The sequence below is a fragment of the Marinobacter sp. B-21 genome, from assembly GCF_056857895.1.
The window spans coordinates 1-18581 of sequence record NZ_JBSXNZ010000050.1; the positions used below are offsets into that span (position 1 = coordinate 1).

Genomic DNA, 18581 nt, shown 5'->3' on the forward strand with positions numbered 1-18581 from the left:
AATGCCAATTCGCGGTCAAAATGGCGACGGAAGACCACAGGTTGTGATGTGACCGGGATAAAGTGGGTCAAGAGAAACAATTTGACCGACCCGGCCGGGCGAGTAGCCTTGAAAACAGGCCGTTTATGGACGGAAACTAACCATCAAACGCCTGCCGGGCGGACGAGTGACCAACTGGATACACGATGACCTCCAGACCGGCACGGTGATCGGAATCGGTGAGGCCTTTGGTGACTTTCAGATTCCCGAACCGGCGCAACCGGTGCTGTTTATCGCGGGAGGCAGCGGGATCACCCCGGTGCTGAGCCAGCTTGCAACCATGGCCGCCACCAATTATCGGGCACCGGTGACGCTGCTGTATTTCGTGCGCACAGCGGACGACGTAATCGCCCGGGAAACGCTTCAGGCACTGGCAGCCCGCTACGGCGCTCTGACCCTGCACATCATCACAACCCACGAGACAGATGCACCCCGCTACCTGTGCGATGCGGATCTTGACGCAATACCCGGAATCAAAGCACGGCAAGTTTACCTTTGCGGCCCGAAAGGGCTGATGGACCTGGCCCGGGAACTGCTCCACCAGCATGGCATTGCCGACACAGACATCCACAGCACGTTCTTTTCGGTGCCACAGGCCGATCCGGGTAACGAGCCACTGGGAGGGCAGGTCCGGTTTTCCGAAAGCAAACTGGGGGTTGGCTCCGAGGGCGATGCCACCCTGCTGGAAATAGCCGAGGCGGCCGGCCTGTCACCCCGCTACGGCTGCCGGATGGGCATTTGCCACCAATGCAGCTGCCGCAAAACCGCCGGCACCGTAATCAATCGTCTGACCGGTCAGGCCTCCGGTCACGGCGAAGAAAACGTCCAGCTTTGCATTTCGGTGCCCAAGGGTCCGGTTTCCATCGACATTTAATGACCAACACCCGATTTCATCGCGGAGCCTTGAAGCTCCGCAAGGAGTAACACCATGAAACACATGACCGAAGCACAGCTCTCGGAACTCGAACAGGATCTCAACGTCATCCGGGAGGAGGTGATTGCCGATCTCGGCGAGCGGGACGCCCAACACATCCGTCGTATGGTGCGCCTCCACCGGATGCTGGAAGTCGGAGGCCGGGTGATGATGCCCCTCGGCTTCATCCCACCGGTCTTCGTTGCAGCAACCGCAACTCTTGGGGCTGCCAAGATTCTGGAAAATATGGAGATTGGCCACAATGTGATGCATGGCCAGTACGACTGGATGAACGACCCGAGCCTGCACTCCCAGACCTACGAATGGGACACCGTCTGTACCGGTGATTCCTGGCGCCGCACCCACAACTATGAGCACCACACCTACACCAACATCATCGGCAAGGACCGGGACTACGGGTACGCGGTTCTGCGCCTGAGCAATGATGAGCCCTGGAAGCCCTGGCATGCCCTGCAGTTCATCAACTACGTTCTGCTCAGCGTGTTTTTCCAGTGGGGTGTGGGCCTGCACGAACTCGAAACCGAGAAGCTTCGGCGCAGGGAGATCAGCTGGCGCGAGAAGCTGCCGTTCCTGAAAGAATTCGCCCGCAAAGGTGGCCGGCAGGCGTTCAAGGACTATGTGTTCTTTCCGTTGGTCACCTTCCCGGTGGCCCCCATTGTTCTGGCCGGAAACGTTGGCGCCAACCTGATACGCAATCTCTGGTCATCAACGGTCATTTTCTGCGGCCACTTTACCCGGGACGCCGAGACCTTCAGCGAGGAGGAATGCGAAGGCGAGAGCAAGGGTCACTGGTACCTTCGCCAGCTAACCGGCTCCTCAAACTTTACCGGGGGCCGCTGGCTGCATATTTTGAGCGGGCATCTGAGTTACCAGGTGGAACACCATGTGTTTCCCAACCTGCCGGCACACCGTTACCCGGAGATTTCCGGGAAAGTACAGGCGGTCTGCCAGAAGCATGGCATTCACTACAACACCGGGAGTTTCGCCCGGCAGTACGGTACCGTATTGAAGCGGATCCTCCGGCACTCCCTGCCCGAACGTCTTGGAGGAGGGGCCGCCACTACGGCATAACGGGCTCGCAGGTTCCGGAATGCAGGTTGCCGGGCGAATGGACCGTCACCCGGTTCCGGCCAGCCTGCTTGGAGGCATAGAGAGCCTCGTCCGCCGCCGCAATCAGCTCGCACGGGTCCACGGAAGTGCCACCGGGCGCCATCGCCACGCCAAGACTGACAGTCACCGCAACCGGGCGCCCTTCCCATTCAAATTGAAGATTACGCTCAACCGTTGCGCGAACCTTCTCCGCGAGCGCCCTGGCTCCGGTGGCATCAGTGTAAGGCAGGATAATGGCAAACTCTTCTCCGCCATAGCGCGCGACTATATCCGTCCCACGCCGGACAACCATCGTCAAGGTGTCAGCGAGCCGCTGCAGGCACGCATCCCCGGCCTGATGCCCCAGACTATCGTTAAAGGATTTGAAATGATCCACATCGACCATGATCAGGGCCATAGGACCCTGACGCCGGCAACGGGCAGCTTCTTCCGCCAAGCGGGCATCGAAATAGCGACGATTGAATACGCCTGTTAATCCATCCGTTGAGCTCAGGGCTTCCAGTTGCCTGTTGGCGGACTCCAACTCCGAGGTTCGCTCGGCAACCCGGGATTCCAGCTTTTCGTTCATTTCCTGCTGGATTTGCTGGGTCTTGAGCGACATATGCCTCAGGCGGTCAGCCAGGGCAATGGACAGCAGAATGACTTCGAAAGCCGAGCCGATCTGGATGCCGAACTCGGTGAGAAAGTTGGCTGGCACCAGGGCAAACGTCTTCAGAGTGTACAGAAGCATCCCGGACAACAAGGCGGTCCAGGCCACCATGAAATAGCGGGCCGGCCGGAACCTGCGATACAGGCAAAGCCCACCTGCCAGGATAACGAATCCAACCGACACGGCTGCCATAAAGGTGTTTACCCGGATTACCGGGCCATAGTCCGGCCAGAACAGTGCCCCCGCCCCGGCGAGAACAAAGAACACCATCAGCGAAAGGAACACTTTTTCAAGCCGGGGTGCGTTCTCCCTGAGAGCCAGGAACGAACGGGAGAATCCGAGAACACAGAACATGCCGGTAGCAATCAGGAACGCCACCGCACGATTGTTCCACCAGGGCGATTCCGGCCAGAGATGCTCAAAGGCGAGCCCATTCAGGGTGAACTGGAGCAAGCCATAGGACAGGATATAGGACACGTACCACAGGTAGTTGGTATCCCTGAACGACACGAAGATCAGAAAATTGAAGATCGCCATGGAAACGAGAAGCCCGTAATAGAGTCCCAGCAGGAACCGCTCCTGGTGATCCGCCGAACTGAAGTCATCCGAGTTCCACAGCAGGGTACGCATCTGCACAGCCCCGGAGGTCCTGACACGGAAAAACAGGTCAACACTCTGCCCCGTCGGCAGCTTCAGGAAAAAATTGATATTGTGGTGGTCCTTGGGGCGCTGCCGAAAGGGGATCGCGTCTCCCGCTATCTGACGACCAACGCTCCCGTCCGCCCTGACAAAGAAAACTTCCATTTCATCAATGATCGGATACAGGCCTTCAATCACCCAGCGATCATTTGGGCTGGAACTGTTGATAACCCGGGTGTGGAACCAGTAGGTCGAATCGGTAAAGCCGAAGTTATAAGCTTCATCCGGAATGCCAACGGATGCAATTTGCGGCCAGCGCCGGACGATCTGGGAGATATTCAGGCTGGAAGAAGGATCTTCATAGTAGGTTAAATGGCGGGATATATCGAGCCTTCCGCTGTCCTCATCCAGCACAACGGGAAAACTGTCCGGTGTTCCGGTTGCGGACGCGCCTGCCGAACACAGCGCCAGCAACACCAGCAAGGCAATATGAATCAAACCGGCCCCGACAACGATTGTTGTTATTTATGAATCCGGTTCCATGTTATCGGACCCGCGGGCTCACCAGCGGTTTAAAATGGATTTGATTCGTAAGTTTCTGTATCGCCCCGTCAGGCGATCTGGAGCAGTCTCAGTAACTGAGGCCTGTGCTGCTCCTGGATAATATCGGCCAGGGTGTATTTATCGAGCACCTCCAGGAAGGCGTTCAACGCTTCTCCGAACATCGATTTCAAGCCACACACCGGGGTGATCCTGCAAGCATTTTTCGACGAAAAACACTCCACAATACTCAGATCCTGCTCGGTTTCGCGTACCAGGATACCGACATTGATGTCGGACGGCGCCATGTGCAGACGCATACCACCCTTCTTGCCGCGAACGGTTTCGATGTAGCCTTTCTTGTTGAGCTGATGAACCACCTTCATAAGATGGTTCTTGGAGATATCATAGCTGTCGGCAATCTCCTGGATGGTTGCCAGTTGATCACCCTGCACTGCGAGATAAATCAGTACGCGAAGTGAGTAATCCGTGTAACGGGTGATGTGCATTCAATACTCCAGTCGTTAATAGGGTCAATAAGACGGCCGGGTCACCAGGTAACAGGCGGTGCCACTAAGAAACACGCCTGAAATCGCCAAAGTCATTGCCGATGCCCCGAAAAGAGCCAGCATCCCCCAGCTCAGCGCCATCATGCCGCAGGCCAGCACCTTTGCCCGCCCGGGGACAGCCCGTCGTGTGCGCCACTGATCAATAGCAGGACCAAACCTGGGATGGTCTTCAAGCCATTGCGCAAAAGCCGGCGACCCCTTGCTGGCAAAAAAGGCCGCCAACAAGACAAACGGCGTCGTCGGTAACAACGGCAAAATCACACCCGCCGCAGCCAGCGTTACCGATATATACGCAAGAATACGAAATCCGGTTTTCCCAAAACGACCGCCCATCACAGGGTTCTCACCAAGGCTCATAACTGCATCTATTCTACCGGTATTCAGTGAACAGGTCTGCCCAAACGGCTGAGAAATACCAGCCTGGCAACGTAAGCGACCTTGATACCCACCGCAAAAAGCAGGGTTCCAACGTGCGCAAGAATCTGGATGGCCATGGGAAAGTAGTGCGCCATCGGATAGGCCACCACTATTGTCAGCACCAGTCCCAGCAATGACCAGGCCATCGCACTGTTCGCCCTGAATAGCAGATTTTCCATTTGAAATCTCCTGAACACACCTTTAACATGTATTTTATAAACTCCTTTTATGGAAATTTCAACCCGGGTCAACCTTATTTTATAGGCACTAACCAAAAATTCAGACGGAAAAGCATGACCGAACCAAAAAACATTTATTTATTTTGCATCTAAAGGAGAAAATCAATGTCCCCACAAACCTGGCTTGAAAAAGCCTCAGAGGAAGAACTGATCGAACACATCCTCAACCGCTATCACGACACCCACCGGGATCAGTTGCCCGAAATGATTCGGTTGGCCCAGAGAGTCGAGCGGGTGCACGGTAGTCATCCTGAATGCCCTTCTGGCCTCAGTGCCCACCTTGAGACGATGCGGGCAGAACTCGAAACCCATATGGCCAAGGAGGAGCAGATTCTGTTTCCGATGATTGCGCGCGGAATATCCGGCATGGCCCGGGGCCCTATCTCGGTGATGCGCGCTGAGCATGAGGACCACAGTACCGCGCTTGCCCGGCTTGACGCACTCACCAACCATTTGGATCTGCCAGAGGATGCCTGCAATACCTGGCGGAAGCTCTATGAACAGATCGCCACTTTCCGGGAAGACCTGAATGCACATATCGCCCTGGAAAACAGCGTGCTGTTTGCCCGGATAGACGGCCGGACGGCTTAGCATCCCGCCTGGGCAGTTCAATTACCTCCCGTGGGGTATCGGATTCGTTGATCCAATCTGCAATACTTGGTCTATACTCAGATCAAAAAACAGGCGGTAACAGGATCAACCCGATGCCCCAGAGCAAGCTCACAGACCGTTTCGGCCGCACTGTCAACTACGTGCGGCTCTCCGTTACTGATCGCTGTGACTTCCGCTGTGTCTACTGCATGGCCGAGGATATGACTTTCCTTCCCCGCCAGCAGGTTCTGACTCTGGAGGAGATTGCCCGGGTTGCCCGCAATTTCGTCGATCTGGGCACCGAGAAAATCCGCCTGACCGGTGGCGAGCCTCTGGTACGCAAGGACATCCTGGAGCTGGTCAGGGAAATCGGCACCTATGGGCTGCGTGACTTTGCCATGACCACCAACGGCAGCCAGCTGACCGCCATGGCCGAGCCCCTGCGTAAGGCCGGAATGCACCGGCTGAACATCAGCCTCGATTCCCTGGACGCCGAAAAATTCCGCAACATCACCCGCACCGGCAATCTCGGCCAGGTGCTGGACGGCATCGATGCCGCCCGCGAGGCCGGCTTCCGGGGCATCAAACTCAATACCGTGGTCATGAAGGGGCGCAATGATGAGGAAGTCCCGGAGCTGATTGAATTCGCCCGAAAAAAGCAGGTGGATATCAGCTTCATTGAGGAAATGCCCCTGGGAGAGATTTCCGAGCACGACCGGGGCCTGGCCCTGTGTACCAGCAAGGAAGTGCGGGACATCATCCGCCAGCACCACGAACTGGTGCCCGCCACCGGGGATTCCGGCGGCCCCGCCCGTTACTATCGAATGCCGGACAGCCCCACGAGGGTGGGCTTTATCTCGCCTCACTCTCATAATTTCTGCTCAACCTGCAACCGGGTACGGGTCACCGTCGAGGGCCGGCTCCTGCTCTGCCTCGGCAATGAACACTCCGTGGACCTTCGCCGCGTTCTGCGTGGCAACCCGGTGACCGACGACAAGCTCCGCCAGACCATTATTAACGCCATGGATCTGAAGCCGGAGCGGCATCACTTCTCCACCAATGGGGATGTTCAGATTCTTCGGTTCATGAATATGACCGGCGGTTAAGCAGCCAGCAGAAAGAGGGGGTCAGATGAAAATTTCATCTGACCCCAAATTCAAAGACGGCCAGGGCGCAAGGAGCCAGTTCAGTTTGATTCGGTTCATCAGGGACACCTCCGTTCAGATACGACGATTCCGGAACAGCAACAGGGCGCCCGCCAACGGGATAGTAAACCAGAGCACCAGGCCGACCCAGAGGCCGAAAGCACCGATGGGCAGGTCGGCGCCGAGGCTGAGGACACCACTGAGCTGTGCTGCGCCATCGAAGGCCACAATGTTGAGAAGACGGTAGATGTCCGTGGGGTTAAGCATCAACAGCCAGGGTAGCAGCTCGGCGCTGAACTTGCCCTGGCTTGCCACCAGAGTGCCGAGCAACATCAGGTCGAAAATCAGCACGAAGAAGAACCAGATGGCCAGGGCCAGGCCGGCGGCGATGGGCTTTTCACTGACCCGGACGCTGATCACGTAGGCAAGTGCAATGAAGCCCCAACCCAACAGGACGGTGGAGGCAATAAAACGGGCCATGGCGACAGCCAGACTGGCAATGGCCACGTCCTCCACCAGCAAGGCGATAGCCATACCGGCAACGCCAAAGCCGATCAGGGTGGCCAGGGCCAAGGTCAGGCCATGGCCCAGGAACTTACCGAGCAACAGCTGGCTGCGGCTGAGCGGATAGGTCATCAGTAACAGCAGGGTGCCGCCCTCTTCTTCCCCAACGATGGCGTCGTAGGCCAGTAGCAGCGCGATCAGGGGAATCAGGAAGATCCCGAGGCTGGCAAGACTGGCAATGGTGGCTGGCGTGGAGGCATAGCCCACGTGGCCGGAAGCGGCGGCGCCGAACCAGGCGATGCCCAGGGCCAGGGTGGCAAAGACCAGGGAAATGGCCATCAGCCAGCGGTTTCGCAGGCTGTCGCTGAGTTCCTTACGGGCAATGGTCCAGACGCTGTTCATTGGTTGCCTCCACGGTGGGCCAGGCCACCAGAGCCGATGAAATGCACGTAAATATCTTCCAGGCTGGGTTGATGGATGCTGATATCCGCCACCTCGCCCGAGGCCATGACCGCTTTCAGCAAGGCCATCTTCTCCCTCGGTTGAACATCCACCTGCAGGCGTCCGTTATCGGTCTTGATCATCAGGCCACTGTTGCTGGAAGCGCTGTCGATGACCTGCTCCAGCGCAGAAATACTGTTGGCGGGATCCAGCGACAGGGTCACAGGCATATTTGCCTGCCGCCTCAGCGCCGCCAGATTTCCGGCCGCTTGCAAGGAACCTTCCGTGAGAATGGCAGCGCGGTCGATGTAAGGCTCGACCCCGGGCAGAACATGGGAACACAGCACAATACCCGTACCCTCATCCCGCAGCACCCGGAGCAGCCGGTACAGGTCTGCCGTGGCCACCGGATCCAGACCCACGGTAGGCTCGTCCAGCATCAGCAGCTTCGGCTTGCCCAACAACGCCTGGGCCAACCCTAAACGCTGGCGCATGCCCTTGGAGTAGGTCTTGGTCCGGGCATCCATGGCATCGCCGAGACCCACCTGTTTGAGCAGCTCAGGCACCTGCCGCTGTGAGGCTCCCTTCAGCCGCGCGAAATGGCTCAGAATCTCCCGACCGGTCAACTGCGGGTAGAACATCACATTCTCTGGCAGGTAACCGATGTGCTGGGTGACCTGAGGATCACCGGCGTGACCGCCGAGCACCGACAACCTGCCCTGCGTTGGCTGCATAAGCCCAAGAATCAGCTTGATGGACGTAGTCTTGCCGGCTCCGTTATGGCCAAACAGCCCCAGAATTTCACCCGGCTCCAGCGTCAGGTCCATGCCCTTCAGTACCGGGCTTTTGTCGTACCGGTAACTCACATTCTCAAGACGAAAACAGCTCATCGGATCTCCGGTTTCAGATCGGCGGGCAGTCGCATCAGCGGATAAGAGTCGGCAACCCCGGCATCTTTCACCACCGGGAAGGCATCCTGCACCCAGCGCAGGGTATCCACCGCCGGGCTGAACATCAGGATCTTTGCCTCCGGATACTTCCACAGCAGCCGGTCGACATTGTCATTGGGCTCATAGGCCACATCCCCGATCCCATCCTGGTTGCGATCCCAGCCCAGGTAGTCACTCCAGTAATTGCCCCTGCCGTCCCTCGACCACTCCTGAGTGCGAGTGGCCACATACTTCACCTGCCGCTGGTTATTCACAAAAGCATTCCCGAACACCTCGTTATCCTCGGAACCGGCGGTCAGATGAATCCCGATGTTGCTGTCCGCAAACAGATTGCCCGCAAAGGTGTTGTACAAGGAGTTATAGATAAACACCGCCTTGCCCTCGGCGCCATCAATCACCACACCACCGGTCCGGCCCTCGGAAACCCCGGTCACCATATTGCCCCGAAACTCCGACTGGGTGATGAAATTCATCAGAATTCCGTAATTCTCATCATTCACCGACCGGTTGTTGATCACCCTCAGTCGCTTGCTCTGCATCAGAGCATAACCCGTCCGCGTGCCCCGGGTGACATTGTTCTCCAGCAGGTTATTCATCGAATACATATAGTGGATGCCATAACGCAGATCCGACATCTCATTACCCCGGATCGTATTGTTATTCGCCGTCTCAATATAGATCGCATCCCGGGTCTGACGGATGTCGTTCCCCTCAATCAGCGCCCCGGTGGTATTGAACAAGTGAACCCCGTTGCCCCGGTCATTCGGACGCATGCTGGCATCGCCACGAATTGTATTGTTGCGAACCGTCACATCCGGCGTGGCATCCAGCCACACCCCAAACGCCGGCCCCTGCAGACGGTTATTCTCAACCACCGCCCCCCGGGCCTCCCGAGCCACAAAAATCCCCGCATCCAGCTCGTTCAGATCCCGGCCCCAGTTGCGCACCGAACAACCGGACAACGTCACCTCCCCGGCGACAATATCCACAGCATTGCCCTGCCCGCCCCCGTCAATCACCGTGTCGGAATGGCAAGACACCGTCACCCCGGGCACCCGAATAGCCAGAGAGGAAACATGCTCAGGAGGAAGCTCAAAGGTTGCGCCCGGTTCCAGGGCATCAAGCTGTTCTTGCAGGCCCGCGCTCGCGGTCAGCGATAAAAGAGCGACTGTCAGGGCCACTCCATAACGCAAAATTTGGTACATCAATGTCTCTCTGAGAGATGAAATTTCTTTGGGCCTTGCCAGAACTCTGGCAATCCGAGAGGAGGCTGCTTTCCAAAACTGTGCGGAGCCATGGATGGCGGAGCCCAAGCGTCACAGGGACGTGCCGAAGGAGCGTGTTTTGGAAAGCAGCCTCCTCTTGGATTGTTTCTCCCAAGTGGAAGGGAAAGCCGGAACCCCATAAAGGAGTCCCGGCGGAGAGAAGATCAGGCCTTCTCAACAAGCATGCGACCCCGCATCTCCATATGCAGCGCATGACAGAACCAGTTGCAGTAATACCACTGAACCCCGGGCTTGTCCGCCACAAAGGTTACTGAAGCTGTCTGCATTGGGCTGATTTCCATGCTCACACCATGGTTCACCATACAGAAGCCGTGCGTTACATCCTCAATGGTGTCCAGATTGGTCACGTACACCGTCACCTCATCGCCCTGCTTCACCTTGAACTCTATCAGCCCGTACTGGGGCGCAATGGAGGTCATGTAAACACGCACTTTCTTGCCGTCACGGATGACCTTATTGTCCGCCTCCAGGGTGATGCCGTCTTTTTTGGCCTGCTCACGGGCACTGGCAAAAATGGGATCGTCGCGCTCATAGATCTTCCTGGTCTTGATCTGGTCACGGCGCACCAGGATGCAGTCATGGGGCTCAGCATAGGTGGGGCCATCGTGCACCAGCTTCATCTCCTCACCGGAGATATCAATCAGCTGGTCGTTCTCCGGGTGCAGCGGGCCAACCGGCAGGAAGCGGTCCTTGGAGAACTTCGACAGCACCACCAGCCACTTGCCATCCGCGTCCCGGGACTCGGTCAGCGAAGCGTGGTTGTGGCCCGGCTGATAGTGCACATCCAGCTTCTGGCGGATGTAGTTTACATCCTCACCATTGTAGTGCCTGATGGCATCCGCAATATTCCATTTACACACCTGGCTGTCGATAAACAGTGTAGTGTAGGCATTACCACGCCCATCGTAGGTGGTGTGCAGGGGCCCGAGACCCAGCTCTGGCTCGGCAATAACCACATCTCGCTCGTCCTTCAGTTTGCCGTCAAACAAATCATCCAGCCTGTCGATAGCAATCACCGTACAGGTTGGAGACAGCTTGCCGGCGGCAATGAAGTACTTGCCATCGGGAGACGTATTCAGGCCGTGCGGGTTTTTCGGCACCGGGATATAACGGGTCAGTTCGGAGCCGTGACGTCCGTCAACCACAGGCACCTTGGAGTCTCCCAGAGTCTTAAAGTTGCCGTTCTTGACAGCCTGCTCAATGCGCTCAATGTTGAACACCACCGCCCAGTCGCGATCATTACGCATGGTGCCGGCCAGATCCAGGGCCTTCTCGGAATTGTAACAGGTGGACACCACATATTTACCGGTGTAATCGGCATCGGTGTTGTCGAGGTTACCATCCACGATGACCTGGAAGGCCACCTCCATGGTTTCCGCATCAATGGCGTTAAACATGGTAAAGCTCTTCTCCATGCTGAACTCACTGCCATCGTTGGGATGGGGAACCACAAACTCGGCGTTACAGAACACATAGTTGGTTTTCGGCACCTTCTGCAGCCGCAAGCCGTGGATGGCCTGGACATTGGGAACCGTGGTGATCCTGTCACACTTCATGATATCCAGGCGGATACGCGCAACCCGGGAATTGGCCTTATCATTGATGAACAGATACTTGCCATCGTACCGGCCATCGGTCATGGAAACATGCGGGTGGTGGGCATCACCATTCAGGTAGGTATTATCATGGCCGAGGACGTCTTTACTTTCGTTGGTTATACCCCAGCCCGAGGCGGAGTCCACGTTAAAGACCGGGATGCGCATGAGCTCACGCATCGAGGGCACTCCCAGAACGCGCACCTCGCCGGAGTGGCCACCACTCCAAAAGCCATAGTATTCATCAAGCTCACCTGGCTCAACCATGTACTTTTGCCTGGCATCGCCAGCGGCAGCCGCGAACGATTCCCGGGACATCACTGCGGTACCAAGACCGGTTGCCCCGGCAACACCGGCCAGTGCCGCTGCGCCCATAAACCGGCGGCGGCTCTGGCCGTTTTCCGGAAGCTCCTGCATATCCTTGGACAGATCATCTTTCTTTTTCATAATATCCAACTCCGTTATTGGTAGTGGCGGTTTTTGCTTCTCATGCTTTCTTTTTTGCTGGGACTACTCAGGTCACCTGCACCACTGGAATTTCCTCCGGGTGGCCAGGAGCGTTATGGCCACGGCGCTTGCCGCGACGCTTGACGATCAGCGGCGGGCACTTGTGGTCATCGAAATAGGTCATCTGGCAATCCAGGCAGTAATGGCATTCCATGTAGTTAATGTGCCCGTCCGGGTGAATGGCCTGAACTTCACACTCGTGATCACACAGCCGGCAGGGGTTGCCGCATTCCTTGCGCCGCTTTAGCCAGTCAAACACCCGCAGCTTGGTGGGCAATGCCAGCGCCGCGCCCAGGGGGCACAGATACCGGCAAAAGGCCTTGCGGGTGAACAGATTGACCACCAGCAACAGGACGGCGTAGGTGACAAAGGGCCAACTGCGGTCGAACTTGAGGGTGATCGCAGTTTTGAAGGGTTCCACCTCGGCCAGGCGCTCGGCGGTGGCCATGGAGTCCAGCGACACCCCGAACAGCACCAGCAGAATGATGTATTTGATCGCCCAGAGCCGTTCATGCCAGGCAAAGGGCACGGTGTACTGGGGTACCCTGAGCTTGCGGGCAATCTCGTTCAGCAATTCCTGCAGGGCCCCGAACGGACACAGCCAGCCACAGTAAACCGCCCGCCCCCACAGCAGAATGATGCCAGCCACCACCGCCCAGAGTACAAACAGCACCGGGTCGATCAGAAAGGTCTCCCAACTGAAACCGCTGACCAGGCTGTTGACAAAGGTCAGCACATTCACGATGGAGAGCTGGCCCAGGGCGTACCAGCCGATGAAGAAAAGGGTGTAGGTGAGAAACGCGTGGCGTATCCAGCGCAGCATCTTCGGCTTCTGCACCAGCCAGTCCTGAAAAAACAGAATGAACAGCAGCACACCGATGCCAATACCGAGCACCACAATCTGGAACTCCCGCTGATACCACATCTGCACCCACATGGGCTGATCCGCCAGCATGTCCTCCTCTGTCATTACCGGCTCGGGGCGGGTGTAGTACTGATCCGGCAACTGGTAAGTGAGTGGAAATACCTGGAACTCGCTGTCCAGTGGGCCGGTCTGGCGCTTGACCGTAAGCTCAAGGGTCCATTCCGTGCCGGGATCAAAGTTGTACTGCTGGCGAATGATGAAAATCGCCATTTCAGAAAACTCGGGCATGTCCTCGGCATAAACATCGCTCAACCGGTAGAAATCCAGATCACGGAAGTTGAAGGTGTCACCAAACTGGCGGATCTGGATGCGGTCAAAGATGCCGCCACGGACGTAACCGGAACCCTTGAACGAGTAGTCACCATTGGCCATTACGGCGATGGCGTGTTCGCCCTCCCTGAGCTCGGAGGTCAGCCACTGGAACTGGCGTTCACCCAGCAAATTGCGGCCAATGGCCGGCACATTCAGATAGGCGGTGTACAGATCAATCAGGGGCTCGCCGCGCTGTTTCCGCGGTGTTGTGTCGATCCCTTCCGCGGGCGTGCCCTTGAAGGCGTCATCCGCCTGGCCACGGGTCAGCTTCAGCCTGCGAACGGAACCTTCTCCGGTGAGTGTCTGCCAGCTTTTGTCCTGGAAGTTATCGGTCTGAATGTTCGCAAGCGGTGGGCGGGCATTTTTCTGGCTCTGAACAAGCCCCAGCTCGGCGGCAACACGGTGGGCCGATTTCATGATGACCTCGTTCACCACCATCACGGTTACCGTAGCGCCGGACAAACCGTCCACGGCAACCTTGTGCTCCGACGATGTACCGCCTACCGTCACCCGCTGGTCTGCCTTGAGTCCAACGTACTGGTCAGTGAATTCGTGGAGCTTTCGTTCGGGGATACCGACAAGGAGTATCGGTTCGTGATGCTCGATAACGCGTGAGCTCACGATGTTTCCGTCCGTATCCAGGACCACCACAATATTCAGCGGCTTGCCGGAATAGGCCGGGGTCTGGATGAAATCGAGACTCTGATAGGCGTAGCCTTTCAGCTCGTCTCCGGCATAGAGTTCCTGGATGGCTCGGTTGCCTTCCCGAGGGACCAGGGTAGTGACCGAAGGAAACGCCTTCCGGATGACCTGTCGGGCAGCTACAGGGTCATACTCATTCACAGGCGCCGCATTCAAGGGCATAGCCATGATCCAGATGCACATGGGGAAAACAAAACGGAACAAGGCGGTCACTAAAGGCTCCAAGACAAAAAACGTCGTACTGCTTAAGCATAGGCAAATTTGAGGAAAATCACATACCTCTTATTGGATATGCTTACTGCGGAGTCCCGGGTTAAGCGCCGTCAGCCCAGGCTGACAGCGTTTCCCTGCGGATCGAGGGGGAGGTAATGACTAACCTGGCCAAGGCGGATGGATTCCACCATCATGGTCAACGGCTGCTGCGCTTCGTCGGTAGACGGCGCCATGCCGCCGCGGCCGGACATGGCAGCGACAAACACCAGATCCCAGGCCTGGCCGGTGGCGCGGGACTCTTCGGCAAGGGCCCCGAAATCGGGCGCCTCATCCGGCGTCTTGTCCACACAGATGACCGGTGTCAGGGCACCGCCCTCACCGCGTTCAAACGCGGCCTTTTGTTCAGCGGAGGCGTCGTCGGGCAGTTCGGCCCGGCAAAATACGAATAACAGGCGCTGGGCTTCTTGCTGGTTGCGGGAAGCCTGAATCAGGTCACTGTAACTGCTGATCATTTGGAAAATCCTGCTGGTATCTGGCCGCGGCGATTTACGTCTGGCGGGCAATGAGCTGGCCGGACGGCGTGCGCCTGCGAACTTCCTCACACACCTCTTCCACGGCGTCAGCGCCGTAACTCTGGCCGTAGTGTTTTTTGAATCCGAACTCGTAGAGCCTCACGTGCTCATCAGGTTCAACACCGATGTTTTCAAGACAGGCCCGGGCACAATGCAGCGGGCAGCCATCAATCACCGTAATCGGGCGACCGGAGCGGGCGGTTTTCACCAGTGACGGCACCTTGCCACCCACCCCGGAAATACAGGACATTTCAAATTCACCGGCGTGGTCGAGCCGCACCGCCACATTGTTGGCCAACTGTGCCACATCGGAGCAACCGGAACATGAATAGACCAGTGGGCGTTGCTTTCTCGCTGTCACCTGCCCTCCTTTCCCAAGCGCCCGGAGGCTTGAATGAAGTCGTTTACTGGCTGATCTCGATCAGTCGTCGGGGGTCTGAAATGAACAGTCGGCTGCGATTAACCCGCACCAGTCCGTTGGATTTCAGGTCGGCCAGAATCCGGGAGAAGGTCTCCGGCTGCATGGCCAGCCTGGAAGCAACCAGACATTTGGGTAATGGCAACTCTACCTCACCGCCCTCTTCCGGGCCGTTTGGCAACAGATCAATCAGGTAACGGATCAACCGGTCACGGGCGTTCTGGACAGTCATGATCTCCAGGTCGTGGAACCGGGAGACAGCCCGTTTGGCATAATGGCGGAGGGCTGCCCGGGCATACCGAAGGTTGCTCTCAAGCAGGTCCTGGTAGGCATGTATGGGAATCATCAGCACTTCGCTGGATTTAAGGGCTTCGGCGTAACAGGCGTACCGAGGCGGGTCGGCGTAGATCATGACTTCGGCAATGCAGTCACCAGGGGCTATACTGTCGAGGGTACGGTCAATTCCCGAGGAGTCCAGGCGGTACAGGCGCAGGCGGCCGGAGATAACGAAGAAAAAGTGATGGGCCGGCATGTCCTGGCGATACAGTAACTGATGATGCCCCAGGCGCAGTCTGCGGGACTGCTGGATCAGGTGCTGCAGATCCTTGCCACTGAGCTCCGAAAACATTGGATGACTGCGCAGGGCCTTCAGGCCACCTTCGTCGTCAAAGGGTTTGTTCACAGCAACGAGAACGGGTTTGGTGTAGCGGGTTTCGGCTGTTTGTGTGAGTGCCATTGGTGTATCCCCTCTGCATATTTATGCATCCAAAATCATGTTTTAATAGTAGAGGGATACTGGTTAAAAATCGCTCCCCCCATGGGGGTAATAGGGGGATTATTCGGGAGTAATTGATCTAACTCAAAGATTTTCATTTTTAGCCAGCTTGGCGTTTGGGCTTGCGCCTTTTACTGCATCAGGGGAGAGTCTGGAAGTTCCAGATCGACACCTTCTACACCAGTTTCAGCAGCCAGAACCTGCAGGTACTGGCGGAACGCTCTTCTGGTCACGCTTTCGCTCAGGTACTGCCGGATCTGGGGCTTCACGTGCTCGTAGGGCAGCTGCTCGCCGTCAATGCGTTGGTCGACGCGGACGATGTGCCAGCCGTAGCGGGTTTCGATCAGTTCGGGGTTGAGGCCTTCCTGGAGGGACAGGACGGGGCGTTCGAATTCTTCCACCGTCTGGCCTTTGCTGATCTGGCCGAGGCTGCCGCCCTGGTGGCGGGATTCGCAGGCGGAGTATTGTTTGGCCAGATCGGCGAACTGGGAACGGCCGTCGATGAGTGATGACAGCAGTTGGTGGCCGGCTTCTTCCTGGCGGATGCGTTCCTGAACATCGTCCGGGGCGGCGGCGAGGAGGATGTGGCTGACGGCCATCAGGGTCGGGCTGCAGAAGCGGGCCGGGTTGGCGGCGTAAAAGCGTTCGCAGTCCTGTTCAGTGGGGTCCGGGACGTTGAGTTCCAGTTCCAGCACGCGGGCGATGCGGTCTTCCTCGTCGGCGATGTCGCCGAGCTTGAGCCGGCCGGCCTGTTGCAGCAGGAGTTCGCGGATGACGAGGCTCCTGGCGGCTTCATGCCAGGCTTCGGCGACTTCTTCGGCCGGATGGTGCTGCATTTCCCGGGCAATGTCGTCTTCGCCGATGAGGGTTTCACCCACGGTCACCGGCGGGAACTGGTTTCTGGGTTTTTCGGCTTCGCCGACGGGGATCAGTTGCATGGTGTTAACCTCAGTGAAGTTGGGGTCAGATGAAGGCGTTCCGCTAGTGAAGTTGGGGTCAGATGAAGGCGTTCATCTGACCCCAGGTTTGGAACGCCTTCATCTGACCCCGTTTTCAGTACTTCAGGCCCGCTTGCGCACCACCTGGTACTTGCGTCCGAAATACTCCACCGGCACGCTCAGCATGTGCACCAGGCGGGTGAACGGGAACAGCACGAAGATGGTCAGGCCCAGGAAGATGTGGGTCTTGTAGATCCAGTGCACGTCGGCAATGTAGTCCGCCACGCCGCCCTGCAGCGTGAAGATGCCCTGGGCCCAGGCGGAGAACTTGAGCATGGTGCTGCCATCCAGGTGGCCCAGGGTGGGCAGGATGGTCAGCAGGCCGAGCGCCAGCTGGATGATCAGGATTACGATGATCATGTTGTCCGCGAATGAGCTGCTGGCCTTCACACGGGGGTCGGTCAGCCGGCGCCAGGCCAGCATGCCACCACCGATGATGGCCATGACGCCAGCGATGCCGCCGACCACAATGGCCATAACCTGCTTCTGGCCCGGGGTGATGATCCACTCGTAGGCCCAGTGCGGGGTGAGCAGGCCCACAAGGTGGCCGAAGAAGATCACCAGTACGCCAACATGGAACAGCACGCTGGCGATTACCATATTTTTCTTGCGCAGCATCTGGCTGGACTGGGCTCTCCAGGTAAACTGGCCCTGGTCATAACGCGCCCAGGTACCGATAACAAGCACAGCCAGGGCGATGTACGGGTAAATCCCGAAAATCAGTGTATTCAGATAGGACATCATTTTCGTTTCCTCCTGCGCCCTCAGGCGCGCCCTGCCTGACGGGGTATGGCATCCGTCATCAGCTGATCACTCAGGTGAATGGTCTGGGTCTGTTCCAGTTCGCGGCGGCGCTGGCCTACAACGCCGCCAGTGCTGCAGGAACCGCCCTGGTCATCGACGAACTTCACCATTTCCTCTTCCCAGACTTTATCCAGGGCTTCCGGGGTGTCGTCACGCTCTTCCGAGGCCACGATCCGGGCCAGCTCCTGGCGGTTGGCCTTGCGGCCAGACAGCATCAGCAGGGAATCCATCACCACGTGATAGAAGCTCTCACGTTGATACAGGCGCTCACCCAGCAAGCCCAGGATGTGGTGGATGTCCTCCAGCCAGTTGCGGATTTCATCCCAAGGGCGGGTGGAGAGGTACTCCAGGAACAACGGCAGGTAGTCCGGCAGTTCCCTGGCGTCGATCTCCAGACCATTGGTGCGGTATTGCTCCATCAGGTCCACCATGGCCTGGCCACGGTCGCGGGATTCGCCGTGCACGTGTTCGAACAGCAGCAGGGACGTTGCCCGCCCCTTGTCGAAGGTGCCCACGTAGGCCTCCTGCAGATCCAGCAGGTCGCCGTCGCACAGCATTTCCACGCAACGGAGCAGTTGCTCCTTGTTCTGCCGGGGCAGCCGGCTGTCCTCAAGGACAGCGGCCACCAGGGCGTCTCTGGAGGCCTGGAGCTCTTCGGTGGGGTACTCAAGAACCCGTGCCATTACTTTTAAAAGTTGCATCTCGGC

19 protein-coding genes are annotated in these 18581 nt (G+C 57.7%); 4 read left to right on the forward strand and 15 right to left on the reverse strand.

Going from position 1 to position 18581, the window contains the following annotated elements; all coding sequences use genetic code 11:
* Nucleotides 1-166 precede the first annotated feature (166 nt).
* Both AC13C0_RS03605 and AC13C0_RS03610 read left to right on the forward strand, forming a co-directional pair.
* Nucleotides 167-913 carry a flavin reductase family protein gene (locus AC13C0_RS03605; protein WP_482953967.1) on the forward strand — a complete coding sequence of 249 codons (747 nt, stop codon included), beginning with the start codon at nt 167-169 and terminating at the stop codon, nt 911-913.
* 54 nt (nt 914-967) lie between these two features.
* Nucleotides 968-2044: a fatty acid desaturase family protein gene (locus AC13C0_RS03610; RefSeq protein WP_117618172.1), complete on the forward strand. Its 1077-nt coding sequence runs from the start codon at nt 968-970 to the stop codon at nt 2042-2044.
* Here the strand turns inward: AC13C0_RS03610 and AC13C0_RS03615 are convergent.
* From AC13C0_RS03615 to AC13C0_RS03630, 4 genes are all read right to left on the reverse strand, one after another.
* Nucleotides 2034-3869, reverse strand: a complete 1836-nt coding sequence (locus AC13C0_RS03615; RefSeq protein ID WP_117618173.1) for a sensor domain-containing diguanylate cyclase — start codon at nt 3867-3869, stop codon at nt 2034-2036. The two genes, AC13C0_RS03610 and AC13C0_RS03615, sit on opposite strands and share 11 nt — an antisense overlap.
* Before the next feature lie 113 nt (nt 3870-3982).
* On the reverse strand, nt 3983-4420 hold the full coding sequence (locus AC13C0_RS03620; RefSeq protein WP_117618174.1) for an RrF2 family transcriptional regulator: 438 nt from the start codon (nt 4418-4420) through the stop codon (nt 3983-3985).
* A 24-nt stretch (nt 4421-4444) separates the two neighbouring features.
* Complete coding sequence (locus AC13C0_RS03625) at nt 4445-4837, reverse strand: YbaN family protein (protein WP_117618175.1); 393 nt, start codon at nt 4835-4837, stop codon at nt 4445-4447.
* A gap of 23 nt (nt 4838-4860) precedes the next feature.
* Entirely contained in the window at nt 4861-5076 is a 216-nt protein-coding gene (locus tag AC13C0_RS03630; RefSeq protein WP_117618176.1) for a hypothetical protein, read from the reverse strand.
* A 165-nt stretch (nt 5077-5241) separates the two neighbouring features.
* On the opposite strand from AC13C0_RS03630, the gene AC13C0_RS03635 reads away from it, so the two are divergent.
* Nucleotides 5242-5727 (forward strand): hemerythrin domain-containing protein, encoded by a 486-nt coding sequence (locus AC13C0_RS03635; protein ID WP_117618177.1) that lies wholly within the window; start codon nt 5242-5244, stop codon nt 5725-5727.
* A gap of 113 nt (nt 5728-5840) precedes the next feature.
* Nucleotides 5841-6833 (forward strand): GTP 3',8-cyclase MoaA, encoded by a 993-nt coding sequence (moaA, locus tag AC13C0_RS03640; RefSeq protein ID WP_482953968.1) that lies wholly within the window; start codon nt 5841-5843, stop codon nt 6831-6833.
* 114 nt (nt 6834-6947) lie between these two features.
* Here the strand turns inward: moaA and AC13C0_RS03645 are convergent, their stop codons facing one another.
* The 11 genes from AC13C0_RS03645 to narJ all read right to left on the reverse strand — a co-directional run bounded on the left by AC13C0_RS03645 (nt 6948) and on the right by narJ (nt 18575).
* Nucleotides 6948-7778, reverse strand: coding sequence for an ABC transporter permease (locus AC13C0_RS03645; RefSeq protein WP_482953969.1), 831 nt, complete (start codon nt 7776-7778; stop codon nt 6948-6950).
* Nucleotides 7775-8707 carry an ABC transporter ATP-binding protein gene (locus tag AC13C0_RS03650; RefSeq protein ID WP_482953970.1) on the reverse strand — a complete coding sequence of 311 codons (933 nt, stop codon included), beginning with the start codon at nt 8705-8707 and terminating at the stop codon, nt 7775-7777. Before AC13C0_RS03650 ends, AC13C0_RS03645 begins: the two co-directional genes overlap by 4 nt.
* Nucleotides 8704-9972, reverse strand: a complete 1269-nt coding sequence (locus AC13C0_RS03655; protein WP_482953971.1) for a nitrous oxide reductase family maturation protein NosD — start codon at nt 9970-9972, stop codon at nt 8704-8706. Before AC13C0_RS03655 ends, AC13C0_RS03650 begins: the two co-directional genes overlap by 4 nt.
* 224 nt (nt 9973-10196) lie before the next feature.
* Nucleotides 10197-12065: a TAT-dependent nitrous-oxide reductase gene (gene nosZ, locus AC13C0_RS03660; protein WP_482953988.1), complete on the reverse strand. Its 1869-nt coding sequence runs from the start codon at nt 12063-12065 to the stop codon at nt 10197-10199.
* 97 nt (nt 12066-12162) lie between these two features.
* Complete coding sequence (gene nosR / locus AC13C0_RS03665) at nt 12163-14277, reverse strand: transcriptional regulator NosR (RefSeq protein WP_482953989.1); 2115 nt, start codon at nt 14275-14277, stop codon at nt 12163-12165.
* 140 nt (nt 14278-14417) lie between these two features.
* The gene (locus tag AC13C0_RS03670) at nt 14418-14819 is read right to left on the reverse strand and encodes a ribonucleotide reductase subunit alpha (RefSeq protein ID WP_339750526.1); all 402 of its coding nucleotides are present in this window, start codon (nt 14817-14819) and stop codon (nt 14418-14420) included.
* 34 nt (nt 14820-14853) lie between these two features.
* Nucleotides 14854-15240 (reverse strand): putative zinc-binding protein, encoded by a 387-nt coding sequence (locus AC13C0_RS03675; RefSeq protein ID WP_303287854.1) that lies wholly within the window; start codon nt 15238-15240, stop codon nt 14854-14856.
* 43 nt (nt 15241-15283) lie between these two features.
* Nucleotides 15284-16033 (reverse strand): Crp/Fnr family transcriptional regulator, encoded by a 750-nt coding sequence (locus tag AC13C0_RS03680; protein WP_482953972.1) that lies wholly within the window; start codon nt 16031-16033, stop codon nt 15284-15286.
* 170 nt (nt 16034-16203) lie between these two features.
* Nucleotides 16204-17010, reverse strand: a complete 807-nt coding sequence (locus AC13C0_RS03685) for a peptidylprolyl isomerase (protein WP_482953973.1) — start codon at nt 17008-17010, stop codon at nt 16204-16206.
* Nucleotides 17011-17133: 123 nt separating this feature from the next.
* On the reverse strand, nt 17134-17811 hold the full coding sequence (gene narI, locus AC13C0_RS03690) for a respiratory nitrate reductase subunit gamma (protein WP_117620327.1): 678 nt from the start codon (nt 17809-17811) through the stop codon (nt 17134-17136).
* Between the two features lie 23 nt (nt 17812-17834).
* A complete protein-coding gene (gene narJ, locus AC13C0_RS03695) occupies nt 17835-18575 on the reverse strand; it encodes a nitrate reductase molybdenum cofactor assembly chaperone (protein ID WP_117618189.1) in 741 nt (246 codons plus the stop codon).
* Nucleotides 18576-18581: the final 6 nt, after the last annotated feature.